Origin of the sequence: Paracoccus sp. J55, assembly GCF_000513975.1 — a bacterium.
Lineage (GTDB): Bacteria > Pseudomonadota > Alphaproteobacteria > Rhodobacterales > Rhodobacteraceae > Paracoccus.
In genome coordinates, this window is sequence record NZ_AZVA01000013.1 from 81158 (window position 1) to 102185 (window position 21028).

At 63.0% G+C, this 21028-nt stretch carries 15 protein-coding genes and 1 pseudogene; 6 read left to right on the forward strand and 10 right to left on the reverse strand.

The genetic code is table 11. The annotated features are described in order from the left end of the window. Positions 1-28: 28 nt before the first annotated feature. Complete coding sequence (locus PARJ55_RS0113185; RefSeq protein WP_028713474.1) at positions 29-1339, forward strand: TRAP transporter large permease; 1311 nt, start codon at positions 29-31, stop codon at positions 1337-1339. Positions 1340-1356: 17 nt separating this feature from the next. Here the strand turns inward: PARJ55_RS0113185 and fdxA are convergent, their stop codons facing one another. Further along, complete coding sequence (gene fdxA, locus PARJ55_RS0113190; protein WP_028713475.1) at positions 1357-1695, reverse strand: ferredoxin FdxA; 339 nt, start codon at positions 1693-1695, stop codon at positions 1357-1359. Positions 1696-1923: 228 nt separating this feature from the next. Here fdxA and dctP point away from each other — a divergent pair, with 228 nt between their 5' ends. The 3 genes from dctP (at position 1924) to PARJ55_RS0113205 (ending at position 5939) form a co-directional block, all read left to right on the forward strand. Continuing rightward, positions 1924-2961, forward strand: a complete 1038-nt coding sequence (gene dctP, locus PARJ55_RS0113195) for a TRAP transporter substrate-binding protein DctP (protein WP_028713476.1) — start codon at positions 1924-1926, stop codon at positions 2959-2961. Between the two features lie 90 nt (positions 2962-3051). Further along, the gene (locus PARJ55_RS0113200; RefSeq protein ID WP_028713477.1) at positions 3052-4281 is read left to right on the forward strand and encodes an NAD(P)/FAD-dependent oxidoreductase; all 1230 of its coding nucleotides are present in this window, start codon (positions 3052-3054) and stop codon (positions 4279-4281) included. 461 nt (positions 4282-4742) lie between these two features. Continuing rightward, the gene (locus PARJ55_RS0113205; RefSeq protein WP_028713478.1) at positions 4743-5939 is read left to right on the forward strand and encodes a DcaP family trimeric outer membrane transporter; all 1197 of its coding nucleotides are present in this window, start codon (positions 4743-4745) and stop codon (positions 5937-5939) included. Positions 5940-6241: 302 nt separating this feature from the next. Here PARJ55_RS0113205 and PARJ55_RS22060 read toward each other — a convergent pair. From PARJ55_RS22060 to PARJ55_RS22065, 6 genes and pseudogenes are all read right to left on the reverse strand, one after another. Continuing rightward, a pseudogene (locus tag PARJ55_RS22060) lies at positions 6242-6703 on the reverse strand (integrase core domain-containing protein); the annotation flags it as partial. A gap of 200 nt (positions 6704-6903) precedes the next feature. Further along, positions 6904-8601, reverse strand: coding sequence for a recombinase family protein (locus tag PARJ55_RS0113220; RefSeq protein WP_028713479.1), 1698 nt, complete (start codon positions 8599-8601; stop codon positions 6904-6906). Between the two features lie 608 nt (positions 8602-9209). Continuing rightward, complete coding sequence (locus PARJ55_RS0113225) at positions 9210-10088, reverse strand: hypothetical protein (RefSeq protein WP_232215705.1); 879 nt, start codon at positions 10086-10088, stop codon at positions 9210-9212. A 442-nt stretch (positions 10089-10530) separates the two neighbouring features. Next, positions 10531-12795: an AAA family ATPase gene (locus PARJ55_RS0113230; protein WP_232215706.1), complete on the reverse strand. Its 2265-nt coding sequence runs from the start codon at positions 12793-12795 to the stop codon at positions 10531-10533. 333 nt (positions 12796-13128) lie between these two features. Then, positions 13129-14295: a hypothetical protein gene (locus tag PARJ55_RS23360; protein WP_084637859.1), complete on the reverse strand. Its 1167-nt coding sequence runs from the start codon at positions 14293-14295 to the stop codon at positions 13129-13131. 158 nt (positions 14296-14453) lie between these two features. Continuing rightward, a complete protein-coding gene (locus PARJ55_RS22065; protein WP_051416271.1) occupies positions 14454-14990 on the reverse strand; it encodes a hypothetical protein in 537 nt (178 codons plus the stop codon). A gap of 115 nt (positions 14991-15105) precedes the next feature. Here PARJ55_RS22065 and PARJ55_RS23365 point away from each other — a divergent pair, with 115 nt between their 5' ends. Together PARJ55_RS23365 and PARJ55_RS0113245 are read left to right on the forward strand one after the other, a co-directional pair. Next, entirely contained in the window at positions 15106-15285 is a 180-nt protein-coding gene (locus tag PARJ55_RS23365; protein ID WP_081614940.1) for a ribbon-helix-helix domain-containing protein, read from the forward strand. 825 nt (positions 15286-16110) lie between these two features. Continuing rightward, on the forward strand, positions 16111-17970 hold the full coding sequence (locus PARJ55_RS0113245; RefSeq protein WP_232215707.1) for a DUF927 domain-containing protein: 1860 nt from the start codon (positions 16111-16113) through the stop codon (positions 17968-17970). A gap of 349 nt (positions 17971-18319) precedes the next feature. Here PARJ55_RS0113245 and PARJ55_RS24770 read toward each other — a convergent pair whose 3' ends face one another. The 3 genes from PARJ55_RS24770 to PARJ55_RS0113255 form a co-directional block, all read right to left on the reverse strand. Further along, on the reverse strand, positions 18320-18676 hold the full coding sequence (locus PARJ55_RS24770; protein WP_256380869.1) for a fumarylacetoacetate hydrolase family protein: 357 nt from the start codon (positions 18674-18676) through the stop codon (positions 18320-18322). After that, the gene (locus PARJ55_RS0113250) at positions 18673-19605 is read right to left on the reverse strand and encodes an IS5-like element ISPpa8 family transposase (RefSeq protein ID WP_028713484.1); all 933 of its coding nucleotides are present in this window, start codon (positions 19603-19605) and stop codon (positions 18673-18675) included. Before PARJ55_RS0113250 ends, PARJ55_RS24770 begins: the two co-directional genes overlap by 4 nt. A 314-nt stretch (positions 19606-19919) precedes the next feature. After that, on the reverse strand, positions 19920-20948 hold the full coding sequence (locus tag PARJ55_RS0113255) for an IS110 family transposase (RefSeq protein WP_028710856.1): 1029 nt from the start codon (positions 20946-20948) through the stop codon (positions 19920-19922). Between the last annotated feature and the right edge of the window lie 80 nt (positions 20949-21028).

Here is a 21028-nt window from a genome sequence, read left to right on the forward strand (position 1 = left end):
AAACCAGTTTTCCAAAGGACCCTGACACATGTCCAACCTGACCATCGGGTTTTCCGGTATTCTCATCATGCTCGTGCTGATGGGGTTGCGCGTTCCCATCGCCCTTGCCCTCGGCGGGGTATCGATTATTGGCCTGGCGTTGATCCGCGGCCCGCAGGCCGCCTTCTCGATCTTCTCCGAACTGCCCATGGAGTTCGGGGCCAACTGGACGCTGACCGCCATCCCCATGTTCCTTCTGATGGGCTCTCTCGCGTTTCATAGCGGTCTGACCTCCAGCCTGTTCGACGCAGCACGGCTGTGGCTCAGCCGGTTGCCGGGCGGGCTTGCGGTGGCAACCAACTTTGCCTCGGCCGGCTTTGCCGCCGCTTCGGGATCATCGCTGGCAACCTGCGCCGCCATGGGCCGGCTCGGCATCCCCGAGATGCTGAAACGCGGATACAGCCCCGCCCTGGCCTGCGGCAGCGTCGCCGCCGCCGGGACGCTTGGCGCGCTGATCCCGCCCAGCATCATCTTCGTGATCTATGGCTGGTACAGCCAGACCTCGATCGGCAAGCTGCTGGTGGCGGGGATCATTCCTGGCCTGCTGACGGCAGTGGCCTATGCCGCGCTGATCATCGCCATCTGCATGATCTGGCCGCACATGGGGCCGCGTCTGAACGAGCGGCCGTCCTGGCGGGCAAGATTCGCCATCCTGCTGGAAATCTGGCCGGTGCCGATTCTGGTGCTGGGGGTTGTAGGCACGATCTATGGCGGCATCGCAACCGCGACCGAAGCTGCGGCTATTGGCGCTGCCATGACAGCACTGATCGCGGCCTTCCGCGGCCGGCTGAACATGCACACGATAACCCGCTCGGTGCAGGAAACGCTGATCAGCACGGCGGCGATCTTTTTCGTTTCAATCGGCGCGCTGCTGTTTACCCGTTTCCTAGCTTTTGCAGGGATCGCGAACTTCCTGACCGGCTATATCGCGGATCTGGGTTTGGATCCTGTTACTATAGTTCTGGCAGTCGGCCTGCTATACTTGGTTCTTGGATGCTTTCTCGACTCTCTCGGGGTGCTCATGCTCACCCTTCCGGTGATCCTGCCAGTGTTCAAGGCCGCTGGCGTTGATCCGATTTGGGCCGGTGTGATCGTGGTCAAGTTCCTGGAGATCGGGTTGATTACCCCGCCTCTGGGCATGAATGTTTTCGTAGTGAAGGGCGTAGTCGGCAATGCAGTGTCGCTGCCAACAATCTTCAAAGGTGCGCTCTGGTTCCTTCTCGCCGAGGTTGTCGTGATGACGCTGCTGATCTTCTTCCCCGGCTTCATCACCTATCTGCCCTCATTGATCGACGGCTGATCGGAAAGGGCGGGGGGTTATTCGCCCCTGCCCGCAGCCTCCAAGAAGTATTTGGCAAGTTTGCCGGTTTCGCCGTCGCGTTCCGCCGCCTCGGGTAGGGGGCTGCGACGGGACGTCAGCACCGGCCATTGCACCGCGAACTTGCGGGCCAGGTCGATCCAGGTTTCGACGTCATCTTCCGAATCGGGAACGATCGCATTGGCGGGGCATTCCGGTTCGCACACGCCGCAGTCGATGCATTCGTCGGGGTTGATGACAAGCATGTTCTCCCCTTCGTAGAAGCAATCGACCGGGCAGACCTCGACGCAGTCGGTGTATTTGCACGCGATACAGTTGTCGGTGACAACGTAGGTCATCTTGACTCTCCCTTTTTCCAGGCCGGTTCGCGCGGGCGCAGCCTTCGCCTCCAGAAATCAAACTACTCGTGGACATACCGCACAGTGCTATATAGAGTTATTTCTATTGGCAAGAGAGAAGGGAGGTCTCTGCTTATGACTTGGGTATTCCGTACTGCCTGCCTGGTTAGCTGTATCGCAATGGGAGGCGCAGCGGCACAAGGGCGCGAGCTGATCTACAACAGTCTGATGCCGCCGGACAGCGTGTTCAACAAGCCTGTCATGGAGAACATGATTTCGCGCATCGAGGAGCAGACCAAGGGCGAACTCACCGTTCAATTCAACACCGGCGGTGCGCTGGCGGGCTTTGGCGACGCCCTTTCCGCGGCCTCCAGCGGTGCGCTGGACGTGAACTATATCGTCTATGCTTTCGCCGAAAGCAATCTGCCGACCCTGGGCCTGATCAATGCGATGTATGTCCGCGACCCACTGGTCGCCGGCCCCGCCGCAGCTGAAACGGTGCTGCTGAACTGCCCGCAATGCGAGGCCGAGCAAGAGCGCAACAACATCAGGATCATCAGCAACGTCACGACCGAGCCGCTGACCTTCATCTGCGCCGACGCCGAGGGCATCACCAAGATGGAGGACCTGAAGGGCAAGCGCGTCCGTTCCGCGTCCAGCGCCGGCGCGCTGATCGCCGAGGCCGGCGGCACTCCGGTCAATATCAGCACGGCCGAAATCTACGGCGCGATGCAGCGCGGCCAGGTGGACTGCACCATCAACGTAACCGCCAATCTCGAGGATTTCCAGCTGTGGGAGGTCGCGAAGTCGATCACCAACGTGTCGCTGGGCACTTCGAACGGCCTCGGGATGGTCGTGTTCAACAAGTCGGTGTGGGAAAGCCTGACGCCCGAGCATCGGCGGGTCTGGCTGGACAGCGCCGCCAAGGCGCTGGCCGAGTTGCAGAGCATCTATCCCGAGGAATACGCCCGCGTCCGCGAGCGCGCGACGACCGAGCGCGACGTCGCCTTCCTTGAACCCGCGCCGGGCCTGCAGGAGGACATCGAGGAGTTCCGGGCCCGCGAGCTTCCCAAGCTGGTCGAACGCGCCAAGACCCAAGGCGTGGAAAATCCCGAGGCCATCGTCGAGAACTTCAGCGCCGCGATCTCCAAGTGGACGGCCATCGTCGACGAGATCGGCACCAACCGGCCCTGGAACGAAGAGCAGAAAGCCAGATACGCCGAGCGCATCCAGGACGAGATCTACGGCAAGATCGCCGTGGAGTAGGAACTGGCGGGCAGCGTCGTCCGGCGCCGCTGCCTCCCATCCGCCCGCGGACCGGGCCTTTTCCACGAAACGTCTTATACAGGGTGAAGCATGGAACGACGTGATGTCGTCATTGTAGGCGCCGGCCATGCCGGTGTGCAGGCTGCCGCATTGTTGCGGCAGAACGGCTTTGCGGGGACCATCCGCCTGATCAGCGACGAGGCCGACGCGCCCTACGAGCGGCCCCCGCTGTCCAAGGAATATCTTGCCGGGGAACGCGAACCCGAAAAGATGCTGCTGCGCAAGGAAACATTCTGGGACGACAAGCAGATAGAGCGCCAGTTCGGCCGGGCCGTCGCAGTGGACGCGCCGGCCCATGTCGTCCGGCTGGCGGACGGCACCGAGGTCGGCTATGGCCGGCTGATCTGGGCGGCCGGCGGCGGGCCGCGCCGGCTGACCTGTGGCGGCCATGACTTGCAAGGGATTCATGCGATCCGCACCAGGCAGGACGTGGACCGCCTGCGCGAGGAACTGCCGGGTGCGCAGCGCATCGTCGTCATCGGCGGTGGCTATATCGGGCTCGAGGCCTCCGCCGTCCTGGTCAAGCAGGGCAAGGACGTGACGCTTCTGGAAGCGACGGATCGGGTTCTGTCCCGCGTGGCCGGCCCCGACCTTTCCGCTTTCTATCACGATGTGCACCGTGCCGCCGGAGTCAAACTGCGTTTCGGCGCCCGCGTGGACTGCATTCTGGGCGAAAGCTGGGCCACGGGCGTCCAATTGGCAGAAGGCGAGGTGCTGCCCGCGGACATGGTCATCATTGGTATCGGTATCGTCCCCGCGGTCGAGCCGCTGCTTGCCGCGGGTGCCAAGGGCGGCAATGGCGTGCATGTCGACGCCAACTGCCGGACGACTTTGCCGGATGTCTTTGCGATCGGCGACTGCGCTGCGCAGGAAAGCCCCTTCGCAGGCGGAATGCGCCTGCGAATCGAATCGATCCAGAATGCCAACGACCAGGCGGCGATCGTGGCAAAGCTGCTAACCGGCAAGTCGTTGCCCGAGCCGGTGCTTCCCACCTTCTGGTCGAACCAGTTTTCACTGAAGCTGCAGACCCTGGGCCTGTCTGTCGGCCATGACGCGACAGTGCTGCGCGGCAAGCCCGAGGAGGGGAGCTTCTCGGTGCTATATCTCAAGGACGGACAGGTGATCGCGCTGGATTGCGTGAACGCGGTCAAGGACTATGCCCAAGGCCGGATGCTGATCCAATCCGGCGCGCGGTTCGACGCGCGCAGGCTGGCCGATACATCGGTGCTTCTCAAGGAACTGGTGCAGGAAATCGCCTGAGCCCCGCTGGGCGGAGGGCCAAATTCCGCTGCATCGCCGGATGAAGGTTCAGGCTGTAGCCATTCTGGCCGAAGCCTTCATGCGTTGGCGCCAGGCCGCCACGGGAAGGCAGGACGGGCACGGCGGTCGCTCGCCGGGGATCTTTTGGCGGATTTGCATCAGTCGCCGGCCAAAACCTATAAAGAAATTACTCTATTGCTTGCATTCCTTCATTTGATTAGACAATGATTCCCTGAGCGCCCAATGCGGGCGTTCAGAAAAACCGAGCGTAGTGCTCGGGATCCTGCGGGTTTGGGAGGAGCCGCGGAAATGCCTATAGGGGGGCTTCAGGTAACTCTTTCAACCCGTTCCTGCGTTGCTGTTGAGAAGCGGCATCAGGTACGTGGGCAGGGGACTCGCATCAAGTTCAACGGCAAGGGTGTCCGCTGGGGGATGCCTTGGAATATCGCAAGGGAGGAAAAATGAAACGTACCGGAAAACAATGCTGCACGGGTCTGGCCGCTGCTGCAGCCGCTGCCGTGATCGCCATGCCGGCCGCAGCAGAAACCGTGGCCGAGCTGTCGGCTCGGGTCGCGGCGCTGGAAAGCAAGGCCGACGCGCAACAGAAGCAACCCCTGACGGTTTCGGGGGGTGGCTATGGCCTGACCTTTTACGGATTCGTCAAGGGTGATGCTGTTTACGACAACAACTATGACCTGGGATATACCACGGGCGGCTTCATTGGCATGGGCACCGCTTCCGGCGCCAAGGAAGGGAGCGCCAGCCACATTCACGCCTATGAATCGCGCCTTGGGATCAAGGGCTTGCTTGCGACTGACGCGGGCGATGTGAAATTCAACCTGGAAGGCGACTTCTACGGCGGCGGTGGCGGTACCTTCCGGTTGCGGCATGCCTATGGCGAATGGGGCAGCCTGCTGGTCGGCCAGACATGGAACCTGTGGAACCCGCAGGGCTTTGTTCCGTCCCGCCACCTGGATTTCAATGGCCTCGCCTCGTCTTCGCATTACCGCACGCCGCAAATCCGTTACACACACAAGTTCAGTGACACGGTCACGGGGATGATCGGCCTCGAGGAAGATCCCAGTTCCAACGCCAAGCGCGTCGCGCCCGCCTTCCAGATCGCCTACAACGGGCCGCAATTCGGCTTTGGCTTTGGCGGTGTTCACCGTCAACTCGAGCGGCCGGACGCCTTGGGTGGCGGCACCACCAATGGTTATGCCGTTTCCGCCGCGGCAAGCTACAAGTGGAGTTCAGGCCAGGTGGGCGTTCAATACGGGCAGTCGAAGGCCGGCACGACGTTCAAGGCCAATGCTGGCGGCGCCGGTTGGAGTCCGATAACCGACCCGAGCCGGACCTTCTTTGACCTCGACGCCAACGGGGAGGGCGTGAAGGCGCACGGCTACAAGTTTGCGATCACGCAGAAATTGCCGCGCGAGAGTGACATCTCCTTCTCCTATGGCACCACGATCCTGGATGAGTTCGCCGGCTTCCGAGCAGACGACACGGAGCAACTGGAGGGCGCATTCCTGACATTGCGGCATTTCCCCACAAAAAGCGTGATGGTCGGGGTAGAGGCCGGCTTTTTCAAGCGGACCGAGTTCGACGGCGACAGTTTCGACAACACGCGCCTGCAAACCTCGGTGCAGTTTACATTCTGAGGCTGGGTGACCTGCAAACCGGTGCGGCCGCCGTGGCCGCACCATATCTTTGCTGTGATGCGGCAAAACTGGGCGCGGCTGCGGATGATATTGGATAGCGCTGCAAGCCGCTTTGATTTGCCGGATACCTCGGGCGAAACCCGATTTCCGCGCTCGTATCACCCATCAGGGGCTTCTTTGCCGTGTCTCATATCGAACGCGAATCCATGGATACGACGTGGTGATCGTCGGCGGCGGGCCGTCGGGGCTGTCTGCGGCGTTCTGGTAATCCTCCCCGTTTTAACGGGGCGCGGCCGTAGAATTCACGCGGGCATTTTCAGCTTCATGGCGGGTGTGATGGCGCCGATACCCATGTTGGGGCGTTCGTTGTTGTGGGCCCATAGCCATTCGGTGGCGATCTGCTGCACCTCCCGGATGGTTTCAAAGATGTAGAGATCCAGCCATTCATAGCGGACCGTCCGGTTGTAGCGCTCGACATAGGCATCTGCTGGGGCTTGCCGGGCTGGATGTAGGTCAGGGCGATGCCTTGCTTTTCAGCCCAGGTCATCAGCGTGGAGCTGACGTATTCGGGGCCGTTGTCGACTCTGATCGCCAGAGGCTTGCCGCGCCATTCGATATGGAGGAGGATCAGGAAATGGTCCAGTGGACCGTTTCCCCGACGACGGGTTCAGGGACCGGACGACCCACGCCGCTGGCAGCGAGAAATCGACCTCGATGCCCAAGCCTTCGCGGTTGAAATCGTCCAGCACGTTCAGCAGCCGGAACCGGCAGCGTCAGGTTGACATTTACATGTCCAGCGGCATTTTTGTAACTTGACGGTCGACAGACGTCCGGTGATGGTGCGCCTAATTGGAAACGTTACAGACACCGCTGAGCACGTTGTGGGTGGAAACATACGACATCGCAGCCCGATCGGGGTGGCATATAAATTAAACCCCTCGAGCTGATCGAGCGCTCTAGACGGTCAGACTGCACATTTAAGTTCGGGTAGGTTCCGGCGGTTGCGGGCCCCCGCAACCAGAAATCCTACACTTTCTTCAACCTCCTGTTCGCAGGAGGTTTTTTGCTGTCCGGCCAACTGGTCCACATTCAGGCTCAGCGAAAGAATCCCCGCCAGATCGCCGTGAAGCGTCAGTTCGAGGCTCATCCGCCTGCCCTTGGTCGGCACCGGTGTCGCCACGATCTTCTCGATCAGGCCCCGGATCGCCTCGCGGGCCTCGCCTTCCCGGTCCGGCTCTGTCAGCCCCGCGATCAGCGCACGGATCCGCTCCTGCCAGTTGTCCGCCATCCTGGGGTGGATCCGGGTCAATGCCGCAGGGGCCGGGGCGGTGGCCAGTTCGCGCTCCAGCTGCTTCTGACGGGTCTCCAGCTGTTCCATCTTCGCCTTGATCCGCTCGGGCGGCGTGCCGACGAGCAGGGCGTTCACCAGAATGTCCTGGTCCTTGATGACTTTCGCCAGTTCCTTCTGCTTGACCGCGCGGTCATCGACATGGCTGGCGGCCAGGCGGTTGCGCTCGGCGATGTATTCGGCGACGAAGACCTTCACCAGTTCGGGATCCATCAGCCGCTCGGAGAGGATGGTCAGGATCCGGCCCTCCAGCTCCTGCCGGGTGATGCCGGTGCGGTTGGTGCAGACCGAGGTGCCCTTGTTGCGGGAATTGCTGCAGCCGAAACGATCCTTGCCGATAGTCGAGAAACCTCCACCACAGCAGCCGCATTTGACCAGGCCGGTGAGCAGGAAGCGCGGCTTGCGCCGTTCCCAGGCCTCTCGGTCGGTCTGTTCGATCTTGCGGCCCTCCTGGCGGGTCTTGACCCGGTCCCAGAGGGCCTGGTCGATGATGCGCAGTTCCGGCACTTCGGTGACGATCCATTCGGATTCCGGGTTCGGTCGGGCCTGGCGCTTGCCGGTAGCGGGGTCCTTGACGAAGCTCTGCCGGTTCCACACCAAACGCCCAACATAAATCTCGTTGTTGAGCACGCCGGTGCCGCGCTTGGGATTGCCGTGGATGGTGGATTTGTCCCACTTGCCCGCGCGCGGGCCGGGGATGCCCTCGCGGTTCAACTGGTCGGCAATCCGGTTCGGCGACATCCCATCGGCATAGGCGGTGAAGATCCGCCGCACGATGGCGGCCTCGTCCTCATTGATCTGCCGGTCGCCGCGCCTGATCTCGCCGTCCTCGCCCATGTGGCGCAGGACCGTATAGCCATAGGCGTTGCCGCCGCCGGATTTGCCGGCCTCGACGCGGCCGCGCAATCCGCGCCGGGTCTTGGCGGCGAGGTCCTTCAGGAACAGCGCGTTCATCGTGCCCTTGAGGCCGATATGCATCTCGTCGATGCGGCCCTCGGCCAGGGTCTCGATGGCGGTGCCGGCGAAGGTCAGGTTCTGGTAAAGCGCCGCGATATCGGCCTGGTTGCGGCTGAGGCGGTCGAGGGCTTCGGAGATCACGATGTCGAAGCGCCGCTCGCGGGCATCCTGCTGCAGGCGCTGGATGCCGGGGCGCATCAGCGAGGCGCCGGAGGTGGCGGCATCCTCGTAGCTGCCCACGATCTGCCAGCCGGCGCGGGTGGCGCGCTCGCGGCAGAGCCGAAACTGGTCCTCGATCGACGAGGCCGATTGCAGGTCGGAGGAATAGCGGGCGTAGATGACGGCGCGCAGGGTCATGGGCGGATCTCCGTGCGGAGTGGCAGGTCAATCGTCAGGGGCGCCGCGTTCGGCGACGTGATCGGCGCGGGCGGCATCGCGGGCCAAGGCCCGGATGAGGGCAAGTAGCTGGTCGTGATGCTGCGCGTTTGGTCGTGTTCCGGCAAGGGCCTTGCCGGGCGGAGGCGTCGAAACGGAGGGGTCGGAAGAGGCCGAAGTGGAGGTCGCCGTCCGCGCGGCGCCTTCCCTGTCGGCAATATCTCTCCGGTCTCGTGCCATGGGCCGAGCTGCTCCCTGCGCCGCGGGACATGTCCCGTCGGCGTTCGCTGATGATGATCCTGTGCGGGGATGACCCCGCTGCTGTTCAGATGATCATAAGGGATGGGAACGGCTCTCTCAGCGGAAACCACGGGTCTCCTGTCTCGTGAATGTGGATAACCACCTGAAAATACGGAAATCTCACTCTCAAGGGGGGTGAGCCGGAGATGGCAGGAGCCCGCCATGGGGGCGAACTGTCCCATCTTGGGTCGGGCGCGGAGCGAGCCGGGGCGCAACGGAACAGCGGGCGCGAGTTATCCGGATTTTACAGGACAGGACGTATGACCCGGCTTCCGGATCGCCTTGAGGCCTCATTTGGAAAACTCCGGCCTGTCCGGGTAGAGTTGCGCAACGACGGCCCTGCGCATGCGGATGGCGAGGCTGTCGTGCCAGATCTCCATCGCCCGTTGCCGCTCTGTCGGGGAGAGCCAGCCATCCGCAAGGCGCCAGTTCGAAAAGAACAGCCAATCCAGATCATGGATGCGGAGGAAGGTCAGGGCCTGACGCACGGAGTCGCGGGTGAGCGGCAGACTGATCACCCGGTTGGCGCCGTGCTCTGCGCGCAGCCCCTCCTGATGGGCCTCGCGCCGGATCAGCCCCTCGGTCACGTCCGCCTCGGTGATCGTGACCATCCTGCCCAGCCTGCGGCGGATGTCCTCAGGCATTTTGTTGACGGCCCGGTCCAGCGCCTGCCGGAAGCGCGGATCGGCGGTGATGTCGAGGCGCCATTCCGGTGGGTCCTCGCGCCAGAGCACCGGTTCCGCGGCAGGAGTCCAGCAGTTGTCCCCGATCAGGCCGAGCGCGTCCAAGACCGGCAGCACCTCCGGGGCAGCCCAGGCCGGGCCAAGCCCATGCGCAGCCATGATATTCGGCGGCGGCATGGTCTCGCCCGCGCGCCGGTCCCACCAAGCGGCAGCCTCGGGGGATTCGCACCCGTCCGGCAGCCGGTAGGATAATTGCCCGCGTTGATGGGCGAGGCTGAGCACGGTGACGCAGATATCGTCCCATCTGGGAAGACTGTCCGGCAGCCGGGGATGGGCCAGTGGTCGCGCGCCGCGCCCGGTCTCCTCGGCCTGTCCGAGGGCGATCAGCGCCTCGCAGCCGCACTGATATGCGGTGGTGAACATGTGGTCCCATTCCTCGCCCTTGCGATCAAGGACAGGCAGGTGGGCTTCGATGAGGTGGATCACCCGAGGGATCCATGTGGCTGGATTTGGATGGTGGATCATGGCTGGTTTCCTCGTCTATTGCGGGATGGGTTGCGTATGACGAACCGGGATTCTCGAATTCTGTGGGGATGCCGACGATTTGCTTCTGGCGCGCCGTATCTCTTTGTTCTTTTGTGCCTGATCTTTCTCTTTCTTGAACTGGTTGCGCTGTGGGCCGAATTACCCGAGCTTTCCTGGATCTTTTGTCTTTTGGTTCTTTGCTCTCTTTCTTTTTTATCCCGTGGGAATGGAGTGGGCGGCGGGCGGTGCCCGCCGCAGGGAGCGCCGTTTTGGGTTTTGGATTTTTGACTGGCGGCGTTGCCGCTCTCTTTTGTTTTTTGTTGTGGTCTCTTTCTTCGCGAGGGTGCGATTCGACAGGGTGACGCGTGATCGCGTGAGGCGGGCGCCACCCCGCTGAATTCTATTACGGTTGCTGTGCGGGGCGCGCGTCATGAAACTCATCCGGAGCTGCATTGCGCACCCGCGCAAGCCAGCCCTCCGCTTCCGCGCGGTCCATGTCGCGCGATGCCGCCAGCGCCTCGGCCATCTCCTCGAGCAGGTTGCGGTGGGTGCTGAGGATCTGGGCGGCGCGTTTCTCTGCCGCTTCGAGTTCGCGCCTCACGCGGAACAGCATGTCAGAGTCGAGGGCGAGCAGGGTCTCGGGATCTGCGGTCCAGACCGGACCTTGAGCGCCAAGGCCGTAGCGCGTCTGGATCGAGGTGGCGATCACCGTTGCCTGTGCCAGGTCTGAGTCCGCACTGCCGCCTGCACCGGCCGAGATTTCCCCGAGGATCAGGCGTTCTGCCGCGCGTCCAGCGAGAATCTGGGTCAGCCGGTCTTGCAGGTCGCTGAGCAGTCCGGGCTTCTCTCTGGCGGCAAACACGGTGCCGCCGCTGCCATCGCGGCCCAGAAAAACGCGGCGGACCGGGCCGAGGTTCAGGGCGGCGCAAGTAATGGCGTGGCCGCATTCGTGCAGCGCCACCCGACGGTCGATGTCAGGGTCGTGGTCGATGATGAAGACCTGGCGCAGATCGTCGAGGGTCATGTCGCGCTTCTGCGCCCGTGCCATCGCCCGCGTCTGCCGGATGGCGGCGTCGATCTCTGCTGCGGAACTGCCGACGGCCCGCGCGGCGAGATCGCGCAGATCGGCCTCGCGCCAGCCCGGCAGGCAGTGGCGGAAGATACCGAAGAGGCCCTTGGCATCCGGCAGCGGCAAGGCGACCTTCATGTCAAAACGTCCGGCCCTGAGAACCGCCGGATCGATCAGCTCCGGGTGGTTGCAGGTGCCGACGACGATGACGCCCTCTTCCCGCGAAATGCCGTCCATCTCGGCCAGAAAGGCATTGATGACCTGGGTGCGGTAGGACCGGTTGTGCTGTTCGCGATCTTCGCGGGAACCGACAGCGTCGATCTCGTCGATGATCAGCACGGTCGGGGCCTTCGCGCGCGCCTCGCGGAAAGTCCTGCGCATCTCGCGCAGCATGTCGCCAAGATGCCCCGCCGCCTGCCATTCGCCGAAGGTCCCCGTCACCACCGAAAAGCCTGTCGAGTTGCCCATGGCCCGGGCGATCCAGCTCTTGCCGGTTCCCGGTGGGCCGTAGAGCAGCAACGTGCGAGTCAGATCCTGCCAGCCGACCTCACCGGTCTTCCATGCGCGCAGGTCGCGCACGATCTGGCGTGCGGCCCGGAGCGCAGGGCTGTCGCCGTGGATGTCCTCGAGCCGGGGGCTGTCATTGGCGGCAGGCCGGGGTTTCCCTGCCAGCGCCGCGATCTGTTCCGCTACGGCCTTTGCGGTTGGTGCACGCATGGCCAGACCAAGGGTCAGAGAGTCAAGGTCCGAGAGCAAGATATCGTCCGGCAGGGCGGCGCGGACCGCCGCCTCGTCGATGCGGCCAGTGGCGCTATGGGTGGCGCGCAACGCGGTGATCAGGATCTCCGCTGACAACGGGACGAGTTTGTGGCGTTTTACCGGGGGATGATGCAGCACCGTCGGCGCCTTTGCCATCTCGGGCAGCAGAACCAGGATCGGGACCCGCATGTCGACCGCCCAAGCGAGGTCCTCGGCAAAAGCACGCTCGGCACGTTCTGAGACCTTGCCGTTCATAAGCTCCGGGCCGAGCACCATCAGATAAGGCTTCTCACGCGGCAGCCGGCCCATGGATGTCGCGAGTGACCAGCTGTCCGGCAGGACGTGCGGCAGCAGCTTCCTGATCGTATCGACCAGATCGTTCGGAATATCCTCGATCACAGTGATGGCGCCGGGCACCAGCATGGCATCGCGATCCGGGATGCCGCCGATGCTTGCGGCGAGGCGCAGCAAAGGCAGCAGCTTGCCCGCCGGCAGGCGGATGCGCGGCTGCGATGTGCCATCGCTTGCAGTCGCGGCAGGATCGCCGCCAGCCTCCGCAATGGCGTCGTGTTCTTCCGGGGAGACGTTCTGCGCGGCCGGGCTGGAGTTCAGGGTATCGATCGCGGTGGACCCCTGAGGCGACATGGCGGCCTCCAGGAGTTCGGGCAGGTCCATGTCTTCCGGATCGAGCGCCGGATCCCACGCGGGGGTAAGCTTTTGTGCGAGATCAGCCTGCAGGCGACGGATGGCGTGACGGGCCAGGGAAGCCCAGGATGGGTGATTATGAGTTCCGGATTCGGGATTGGGATTGCTGGGGCTGGTTGCGATTGTCTGGGTCATGGCAGGGTTCCAGGTATGAAGAGGGTGGGCCGTCCGGCATTCCGGATGGCGACAGGGTCGGTTGCAGAGGGGCGCGGTCCCGCAGGGGGCGAGATGCGGTGGTGGTGTCGGGCCGAGGGCGCGCGGAGATCCGGAAGCCTTCCGGCTTCAGGATAGCCTGACCTGTTTGGATCCGGACTCCGGGATGCGGGCAGCAGAAAGCCTTAGCATTGCTTCGGTGCGGCATGGCTTCCTGAGAGCAAGGAGGCGGGCAGCAGCCCCCTTGCCGCTGGAGGCATCCGGATCAGAGAAATGGTCTCCTGGTGTGATCCGGAACGCCTCGCCCGGAACGCGTTATCCGGTCAGGCCCCAATGGCGAAGCAGGATCGGATGGCGATCACGTGGGGCTGCCGTGGGATGGGGTTTGCGGTGCGGTTGGGATGCCGGAGTCCGGATGGCCGATGCGGCGGGGGCTGGCGATTCCGGGTCATCATGCGCGCTGTCCGGATTGTGGCGGGCCGTGGTGTGGCGCGGCGTGGAGATGGCATCAGGGTTCCGGGTGCGGTCTGCATCTGCGATCTCCACCTCGATCCGATCAAGGGTCTCGTGGAGGATGGCAAGCGACTCAGGCCTGTAGATCTCGGAAACCACGTTCATGAGATCACTGAATTCCGGGTGAGGGACGAGGGCTTCCGGATGGAGACGACGAAGTTCCGCATGCGCGGCCTTCTCGCGGGCACAGGCCGCATGGCCGGTCGGCATGGCTACGACCCGGAGAACCTCGACGTGAGCATTTTTGGGCAGCCCAAGTTGATGTTTGTGACGCTTTACCGGATGCGACGAGTATCCAAGTTTGAGATAGTGTCTCTCAGTCCGTGGATGACGGATGTCGAGCAGGTAGATGAACGAGGGTTTGGCGGTCCAGCTTTGGCCGCAACCGGCGCAGTCGCACTGGCCCCAGCGCATGTTCGCCACTGCTACGCGTTGTTCGTGCCCGCAATGGTGGCGATAGAGCCGGTAGGACGCGTTGCCTTTGGGATCGCGCCCGAGGCGCGTCCAGCCGAACCGCAGTGCCTCCTCTTCCTCGCGATGGATCAGGCAAGTCTCGCAGCGTGCCGAAACCACACCGGACGCGACACGCTCAACGAAGGTGAACTGCCGTCGTGATTCATGACCACACGGCAGGCCGTAGCGGCCGTAATGGCGATGCGTGCTATCCCGACCGAGCCAGGTCAGGCCAGCGACGAGGGCCGTCTCGCGCCAACGGGTCTCCATGCAGTGCGGGCACAGCGGCTGCGCATTCATCACCACATAGTGCCGGTTCACATGGATGCCGCCGCAGCTCTGGCAGCGCAGGGCGACATGCAGGCGGTCGCGGACGCGGGCGATCAGATCGAAGCCCTTGGCGCGGGCGGCCTCAGCCCAATGGGCATGGATTGGGCCGGGATGGATGGTGAGCGGAAGGTCGGAGACCGAAAGCAGGTCTTGAGTGTCGTGCGAAGACAGGATGGTCGTGGACATAGGAAGTCCTCCCGAAAAAAGCAGGATGATAGGAAGCCAAAGGGCAGAGCTGGCGCACGCGGGGTGTGCGACCGGATACCGCTGGCAAAAGGAATGGTGTGGGTGCGGCTGGCTTGCCCGATGGTCACCAGGCTGATGCCGTCAGATATGCGGGGCGCTTACGCTGTGGGGGCCAGCATGGTCGCGGGCGTGTCCGGCTCGACCACAAAACAGTCTGCTTCGACCATATCCGCGACATCCTCAAGGGTCGCGAGGGCATGCAGATGCTGCTGGAAACCCGCGACCATCATGTTGACGCGCCGTGCAACAGGGCTGTCACTGGCGCAGCGGAAGGCATCGGGAAAGCGGTCGGGCAGGGCGAGAATGTCCCGGACCTGTTCCGGGCTGTCGCTCTCGATCAACATCTGTGCCATTTGACCGAGGCGCTTCAATGGCTGATCCTCGCAGCGACAGACCGGTGTTCCGCGCAGGGCGGTGATCGCGTCCAGCACATGCGCCCGGGCCCGTTCGGCGTCGCGGATCCACGCGTCGCAGGCCGGGTCCCAGCTGTCGCAATGCTCGAGATCGCGCTCAGCCTCGATGTAGGCCGAAAGATCGCGCATCACAGCGCCAAACTGGATGGTGACAGGCGTCGGGCGGAACGACGGCACCGCTTCCGAATGGCGCGGCGAAATGATAGACGTGTGAATAGCCATGAGTGATCTCCTGAGGATCAGTTGTGGTTAGGGCCGGGCAAGGGGGTAGGAGCCCTTGCCTGTGCCTGCATTATATGACACCATTAAACCGTAAATCAAGCATAGATTCGGGAAAATGGAAAAAAAACGCGGACGCCCTCCTGTGGATTCGGAGGCGGTCAATCTTCGGCTTCCTCGCGAACTGATAGAAGCGATAGACAATCGACGTCGTGATGAGAGGGATCTGCCAACGCGGCCCGAGATGATCCGACGCGCACTGGCCCAGTGGCTGGAGATGACAGGCCCGGGAGATTGAAGGGTGCGGACGTCGCGGTTGGATTGTTGAAGCCTGAGATCAGCGGGCAACCCACAATAGGTTCGTCAATCCGGGCAGGCGATCAGATGGCGCCAGTGCGTCCCGGGTCAAACGGGTTCCCTGACGGGTGTCTTCAGAGTGTCCCAGATCATCGGAATGGGTTCAGGTTATCCTTCATTCGGGCGGTGTCACCTGAACTGGGAAAAGGATGAGACATCCGTTCTGCGATGCCGAGATTGCCAAGATCAGGAATTGTGGCCCAAACTCGTCAAGAGGGAATGCGTTGAACCCCCGGTGCGACCTGACAGCGGATCGTAGGATCAGCTTGCGGCGGCCTGACCAAATCGGCGCGGATCACGCACAATGCCTTGGCGAGTTCCTGGCAATGATGGTGGCCTGAATGGCAACAGGGCTTCCATAATCTTGCGTAGGGCAGGCAAGGCGGTGCTGCGGGGGACTCCCGCCTGACACCGGTTCAAGGCCTCTCTTTGTTTTGGTCCGCCGGACCGGTTGGACTGTTGGACAGCCGCCGCACCGCGGGCTTCAACCTGCGCAGCCTTGTAGTGCTCGGTCCGGTCCAATGGTCCAACAAATCCAACGGACCGGCAGATGGGCATGGGCGATTTATCCGGATTTTCCGCATGTGTGGGGTCTGCCGCTTCCTTCTCCATCGGATCATTGTCCGTTCCCATCCGGGTTATCCCCAAAATTCGGGCATCTGGTGCCATTGTCCACAATATCGCGCATCCCTGCCGCTGACTTGCATGCCGACCCGGCACATCATGATGGGGATGGCGCAACCCCGCGCCTTGCATGGAAAAAACGATGCCGGACAATAACCCTATCGACGCACAGCAGCACAGCGCGCTTCCCGAAACCCCGCCCGCCCCCACCGATGCCGGACAGACCATTCTGCCGGATGATGCCGCTGAGGAGACGTCCGAGGCCCGGTTGCGCGCTCTTCATCACGATCCGGAAATCGCCGCCTTCCTGGTCGCCATGCGTCAGGAATTGCCCCCGTTCTGGACCCATCTTCCGCGTGAACAGATGCTGGGCTATGGCGGTATCGACGATGAATGGGTGCCGATGTGCGGACCTCTGCGCGTCGAAGCCTTGACCCGCGATGACAGCGGCAGGAACTGGAGCCGCCGGGTTTGCTTTCTCGATCGCGATGGAAATTTGCGTCGGGAAACCATCCCCGAGGCCGATATCCTCGACAAGCCACGCAGCGTCTGTGCGCAGCTGATCTCGGCAGGGTTGGCGATCGAGGGCAACCGGAATGACATCATCGACCTGATCCGCCGCTGGCCGGTGGAAGCCCGGATCCTGTCGGTCTCGCGTCCCGGCTGGATGGCAGGGACGGATGCGGCACCTGCCTATCTGCTGCCTGACGGCAAGCTGCTCTCGGCGGATCCGCAGCGGGGTGAGGCCGTCGAACTGCTCCATGCCCGTAGCGCCGTGCCGTCTTCGGGTTCGCTGGACGGCTGGAAAGACACCGTTGGTCGTCTGGCCGTCGGCAATCCGGCGCTGATCTGCGCCATTTCGGCGGTGCTGGCGGGACCGCTTTTGAAACATGCCGGGATCGAGACCGTGGGGGTAAATCTTTACGCCTCGACCAGTTCGGGAAAGACCACCGCCCTGCTCGCCGCGCAGAGCTGCATGGGGCCGCCCAAACTTGACCGCTGGAACGCCACCAACACCGCGCTGGAACTCGCATGCCGCCTGGCCCATGACGGCACGCTGATGCTGGATGAATTCCCGGCCCGACCCTCGCCCGCGATCCTCGAGGCCATCTACATGATCGGCAATGGCACGGGCCGGGGGCGCGGCAACCACAAACTGATCCTGGAAGCGACGGCGCACTGGGAAACCGTCCTGCTCTCGACCTCGGAGAAACCGATTGAGCGGATCCTGGCTGCTGCCGGGATCCTGATGCCCGAAGGGATCGGCGTCCGGCTGATCGACATTCCTGCACCGTCATGGGAGTTCGGCCTCTTCAAGACGTTACATGGACATGGCTCGGGCCACGTCTTCGCCGAGACGCTCCAGAATGCTGCCAGGGAGCATTACGGGCATGTCCTGCCGGCATTCGTGGACAGGATCATCGCACAACATGACCTGATGAAGGAGACCCTGCGCCCGATGATCTCGCGCCTGCGCAGCAAGATGCTGGTGGCGATCGGGTTGCCTCCGAATGCGAAAGAAGGGCCGGTGCTGCGGGTTCTGAACCGTCTGGCCCTGATCGCCGCGGCTGGCGAAATCGGCAGCCGGCTGGGCGTCCTGCCCTGGCGGAAGGGCATGGCGACCGACGCCCTAGTCGAGATCGCGGTGATCTGGCACAGGGCCCATGCGGCGCGTCCGCCGTCGACCGCCGAGGCCATGGCGGAACGTCTGGCCGGATACTTGCGCCGCAACCGCCACCGCTTGTGCCCGCCGGGAGCCGAGCCGGATCCGGATGCCATCGGCTGGTGTGATGAGCGCTGGATCTATCTCGGCATCGATGCGTTCCGGACGGAAGTCGCCTCCGGCATGCCGGCAGGCCTGGCGGTGAAGCTGCTGGGCGATGCGGGGCTGCTGGTTCCGGGTGGTGAGCAGAGGTCGTTTCAGTATCGCCTGCCTCGGCATGTCGATCCCGACCGGGCACGGGTCTATCGCTTCGACAGGCAGAGGATCGAGGGCGGGTAATGCTGCGGGGCTGCACTCTGCTGAGGGTTCAGACATTTACTGTGGCGGTTTCCGAGCCGCCGCAAGCAGGCGCGACGGCATCATTCGGTAGCGGATAAATACCGTTAATCTGTTCTCAGCCGATCAGGTAGGAGGGTTTGGGATGATGTTCTTCTCAGCCCTTTCCTTGCCCGGCGGATGCCACGGGGAAGAAAAAGGCCATTTTACAAAGCTCGGTAATATGGGGTGAGGCTTGTCTCGCCATGTTATCGAGCAACACGAAGTCAGGCAGTTGAGTTCTGATCTGACCTACGGCAGGCGATGATTTTGAGGGCGCCGCCATTCAAGGAGCCACTTTTGACCTCGCATCTCAGCTTCGATGGCAGCGTTGGTCGGGTGACGATGCCCGCACCACCCTGCACCTCTGCGCCCCAAGCCCGGTCCCGCCCAAACTGACCAGATTGTCTTCGCGCAGAAAGCACGGTGGTTTCTGCGCGACACCAATGCCGGCGGGAGTTCCGGTCTGGATCACGTCTCCGGGTTCCAGCGCCATATAGTCCGACATATGCGCGATCAGTTCCGCGACCGGCCACAGCATGTCGGAGGTTGATCCTTGCTGGATGCGAAGGACCGACGATACAGATGAATTCTCCCTCGGTGATACGCAGAGACTCTGTTGCACAAATTGACTGACGGTCAGAGTTCCCCTTTCCCCCGACGGAGTCATCCCACGGCTTGAGTTTCGGGTATGCCGAGTGCGGTGAAGCCGTTCAGGACGGCGACACGGATCTGGAACTCCGCGACCTGGCGGTCGAAGTCCCGCGCCATGAGGCGCTGACCCAGCAGTTTCACACAGTGCATCTTCGTTTCGACGCGGCTTCGGCGGTGATAGCCGCTCCATCGTCGCCAGATCGTCCTACCGAAGCGCTTCGATGCGCGCAGGGCTTCGTTCCGTGCGATTGCTCCGGCAGAGTCGGGCTTCCATGGCTTGGCGTTTTTGCGGGGTGGAATGATTGCAGCGGCACCCCGGGCGGCGATGGCGTCATGGCATTTGCGCGTGTCGAAGGCGCCATCAGCGGTGACGCTGGCGATCTCTTGATCAGGCGGAATCTGGTCGAGCAATTCGGGCAGCATGGGCGCATCGCCCACATCGCTGGTCGTGAACTCCGCCGCCCTAATTTCCAGCGTTTGCTCGTCAATTCCGATGTGGATCTTGCGCCAGACGCGGCGTTTGGTGCCGCCGTGCTTGCGCGCGTTCCACTCCCCTTCGCCCTCGACCTTGATCCCGGTGCTGTCGATCAAGAGGTGCAGCGGCCCTTGTGATCCGCGAAACGGGATGTTGACCTTCAGGGTCTTCTGGCGGCGGCTGAGGGTGCTGAAGTTCGGCACAGCCCAGTTCAGGTCGATCAGTCGAAGCAAGCTCTCGACGAACCCAGTCGTCTGCCGCAGCGCCATCCCGAACAACACCTTCATCGTCAGGCAGGTTTGGATGGCTGCGTCACTGTAGTCGGGCTGTCGCCCCCGTTTGCCGGTCGGCGCAGCCTCCCAGATCATGGAGGGATCAAACCAGATCGTCAGCGAGCCGCGGCGCTTGAGCGCTTCGTTATATGTGGGCCAGTTCCTGGTCTTGTATGCGGGGGGTGTGGGTCTGCTCATGCCCTCCAGCTACCATACTGGATTCACAAGATGAATCCCTCACAGGATTTGTGCAACATGTATAACCGCCCCTTGCGCAAGAGGGTTTTGGAGCAATTTGGCGCGGTGTCGGGTGCTGACATGTATCCGGCCTCGTGATGCGGCCATAGTCATGCCGCGGGCCCGCATGGTGTTCGCGGGTCGGAACCAAATCAAAGCCGCGTGCTCGATGGCACTCTGTTGCGCTCTGGTTTTCCGACCTTGTCTTGCGACCGTTGCGCCAAGTTGCTCTCAGCCCTCCTCCGCTCCGACGACCTCGCGACCGCTGACGGACTTTACGCCGCCATGGCCGGAGCCCGGTAGACCTCTCCGCTCTTCATCAACGCCCAGACGATCCGCGCCATCTTGTTGGCCAAGGCCACGCGCACCAGCATCGGCGGCTTGCGCTCCAGCATCCTTGCCAGCCAGGTGCCGGCGCGCGCTGACGCATGACTATGGCGCTTGATGATGACACTGTTGGCGCCGATGATCAGCAACCGGCGTAGGGAACGCTCACCCATCTTCGTCGTGGCTCCCAGCCGTTGCTTTCCGCCCGTCGAATGCTGCCTGGGCGTGAGCCCAAGCCATGCCGCGAAGTCTCGGCCCTTCCGGAACGCTTCCAGCGGCGGAGCCAGTGTGGCGATGGCCGTGGCGATCAACGGGCCGATGCCCGGGATCGTCATTAGGCGCCGGGCGACTTCATCGGTCTTGGCGCGCCGGTCGATCTCGGCATCCAAGGTCTCGATCTGACCGTCGAGCTGGACAAGCGTTTCAGTCAGGACCGTCAGGGATGCCCGCGCCGTGGCGGGCAGGCCCGATTCTTCATCCGCGACGAGGGCAACCAGGCGCCGGGCATTCGTCGCACCCTGTGGCACCACCCAGCCATACTCGGTGAGATGTCCGCGGAGCGCGTTGATGGCCTGGGTACGCTGCCGGATGAGCAACTCCCGGACGCGGAAGACGCTGGCCGCTCCTTGCGTTTCCTCGCTCTTCACGGGAACAAAGCGCATGTTCGGTCTTTGCGCCGCCTCGCAGATCGCCTCGGCATCCGCCGCATCATTTTTTTGCCGCTTGATGAAGGGCTTCACATAGGCGGGCGGGATGAGCTTGATGTCGTGGCCGAGCTTGGCCAGCTCCCGACCCCAGAAATGCGCGCCACCGCAGGCCTCCATCGCCACCAGGCAGGGCGGCAACTTGGCGAAGAACTCAAACACCTGAGCCCGTCTGAGCTTCTTGCGTAAGACAGCACTGCCTTTGCTGTCAGCACCGTGGACCTGGAACACATTCTTCGCCAGATCCAGTCCGACCGTGATAATCTCCGACATGACCGCCTCCCAATACGGATTGTTGCGATCCCACCTTGGCACGTCGATGCCGTCGGGGGGCGGTTACAGCATCAGAGCCG

Bases quoted from the DNA above. Each gene is read 5' to 3' on its own strand.
- PARJ55_RS0113185 (WP_028713474.1), top strand. From the start codon at position 29: ATGTCCAACCTGACCATCGGGTTTTCCGGTATTCTCATCATGCTCGTG.
- fdxA (WP_028713475.1), bottom strand. From the start codon at position 1,695: ATGACCTACGTTGTCACCGACAACTGTATCGCGTGCAAATACACCGAC.
- dctP (WP_028713476.1), top strand. From the start codon at position 1,924: ATGCCGCCGGACAGCGTGTTCAACAAGCCTGTCATGGAGAACATGATT.
- PARJ55_RS0113200 (WP_028713477.1), top strand. From the start codon at position 3,052: ATGGAACGACGTGATGTCGTCATTGTAGGCGCCGGCCATGCCGGTGTG.
- PARJ55_RS0113205 (WP_028713478.1), top strand. From the start codon at position 4,743: ATGAAACGTACCGGAAAACAATGCTGCACGGGTCTGGCCGCTGCTGCA.
- PARJ55_RS0113220 (WP_028713479.1), bottom strand. From the start codon at position 8,601: ATGACCCTGCGCGCCGTCATCTACGCCCGCTATTCCTCCGACCTGCAA.
- PARJ55_RS0113230 (WP_232215706.1), bottom strand. From the start codon at position 12,795: ATGACCCAGACAATCGCAACCAGCCCCAGCAATCCCAATCCCGAATCC.
- PARJ55_RS23360 (WP_084637859.1), bottom strand. From the start codon at position 14,295: ATGTCCACGACCATCCTGTCTTCGCACGACACTCAAGACCTGCTTTCG.
- PARJ55_RS22065 (WP_051416271.1), bottom strand. From the start codon at position 14,990: ATGGCTATTCACACGTCTATCATTTCGCCGCGCCATTCGGAAGCGGTG.
- PARJ55_RS23365 (WP_081614940.1), top strand. From the start codon at position 15,106: ATGGAAAAAAAACGCGGACGCCCTCCTGTGGATTCGGAGGCGGTCAAT.
- PARJ55_RS0113245 (WP_232215707.1), top strand. From the start codon at position 16,111: ATGCCGGACAATAACCCTATCGACGCACAGCAGCACAGCGCGCTTCCC.
- PARJ55_RS24770 (WP_256380869.1), bottom strand. From the start codon at position 18,676: ATGACTCCGTCGGGGGAAAGGGGAACTCTGACCGTCAGTCAATTTGTG.
- PARJ55_RS0113250 (WP_028713484.1), bottom strand. From the start codon at position 19,605: ATGAGCAGACCCACACCCCCCGCATACAAGACCAGGAACTGGCCCACA.
- PARJ55_RS0113255 (WP_028710856.1), bottom strand. From the start codon at position 20,948: ATGTCGGAGATTATCACGGTCGGACTGGATCTGGCGAAGAATGTGTTC.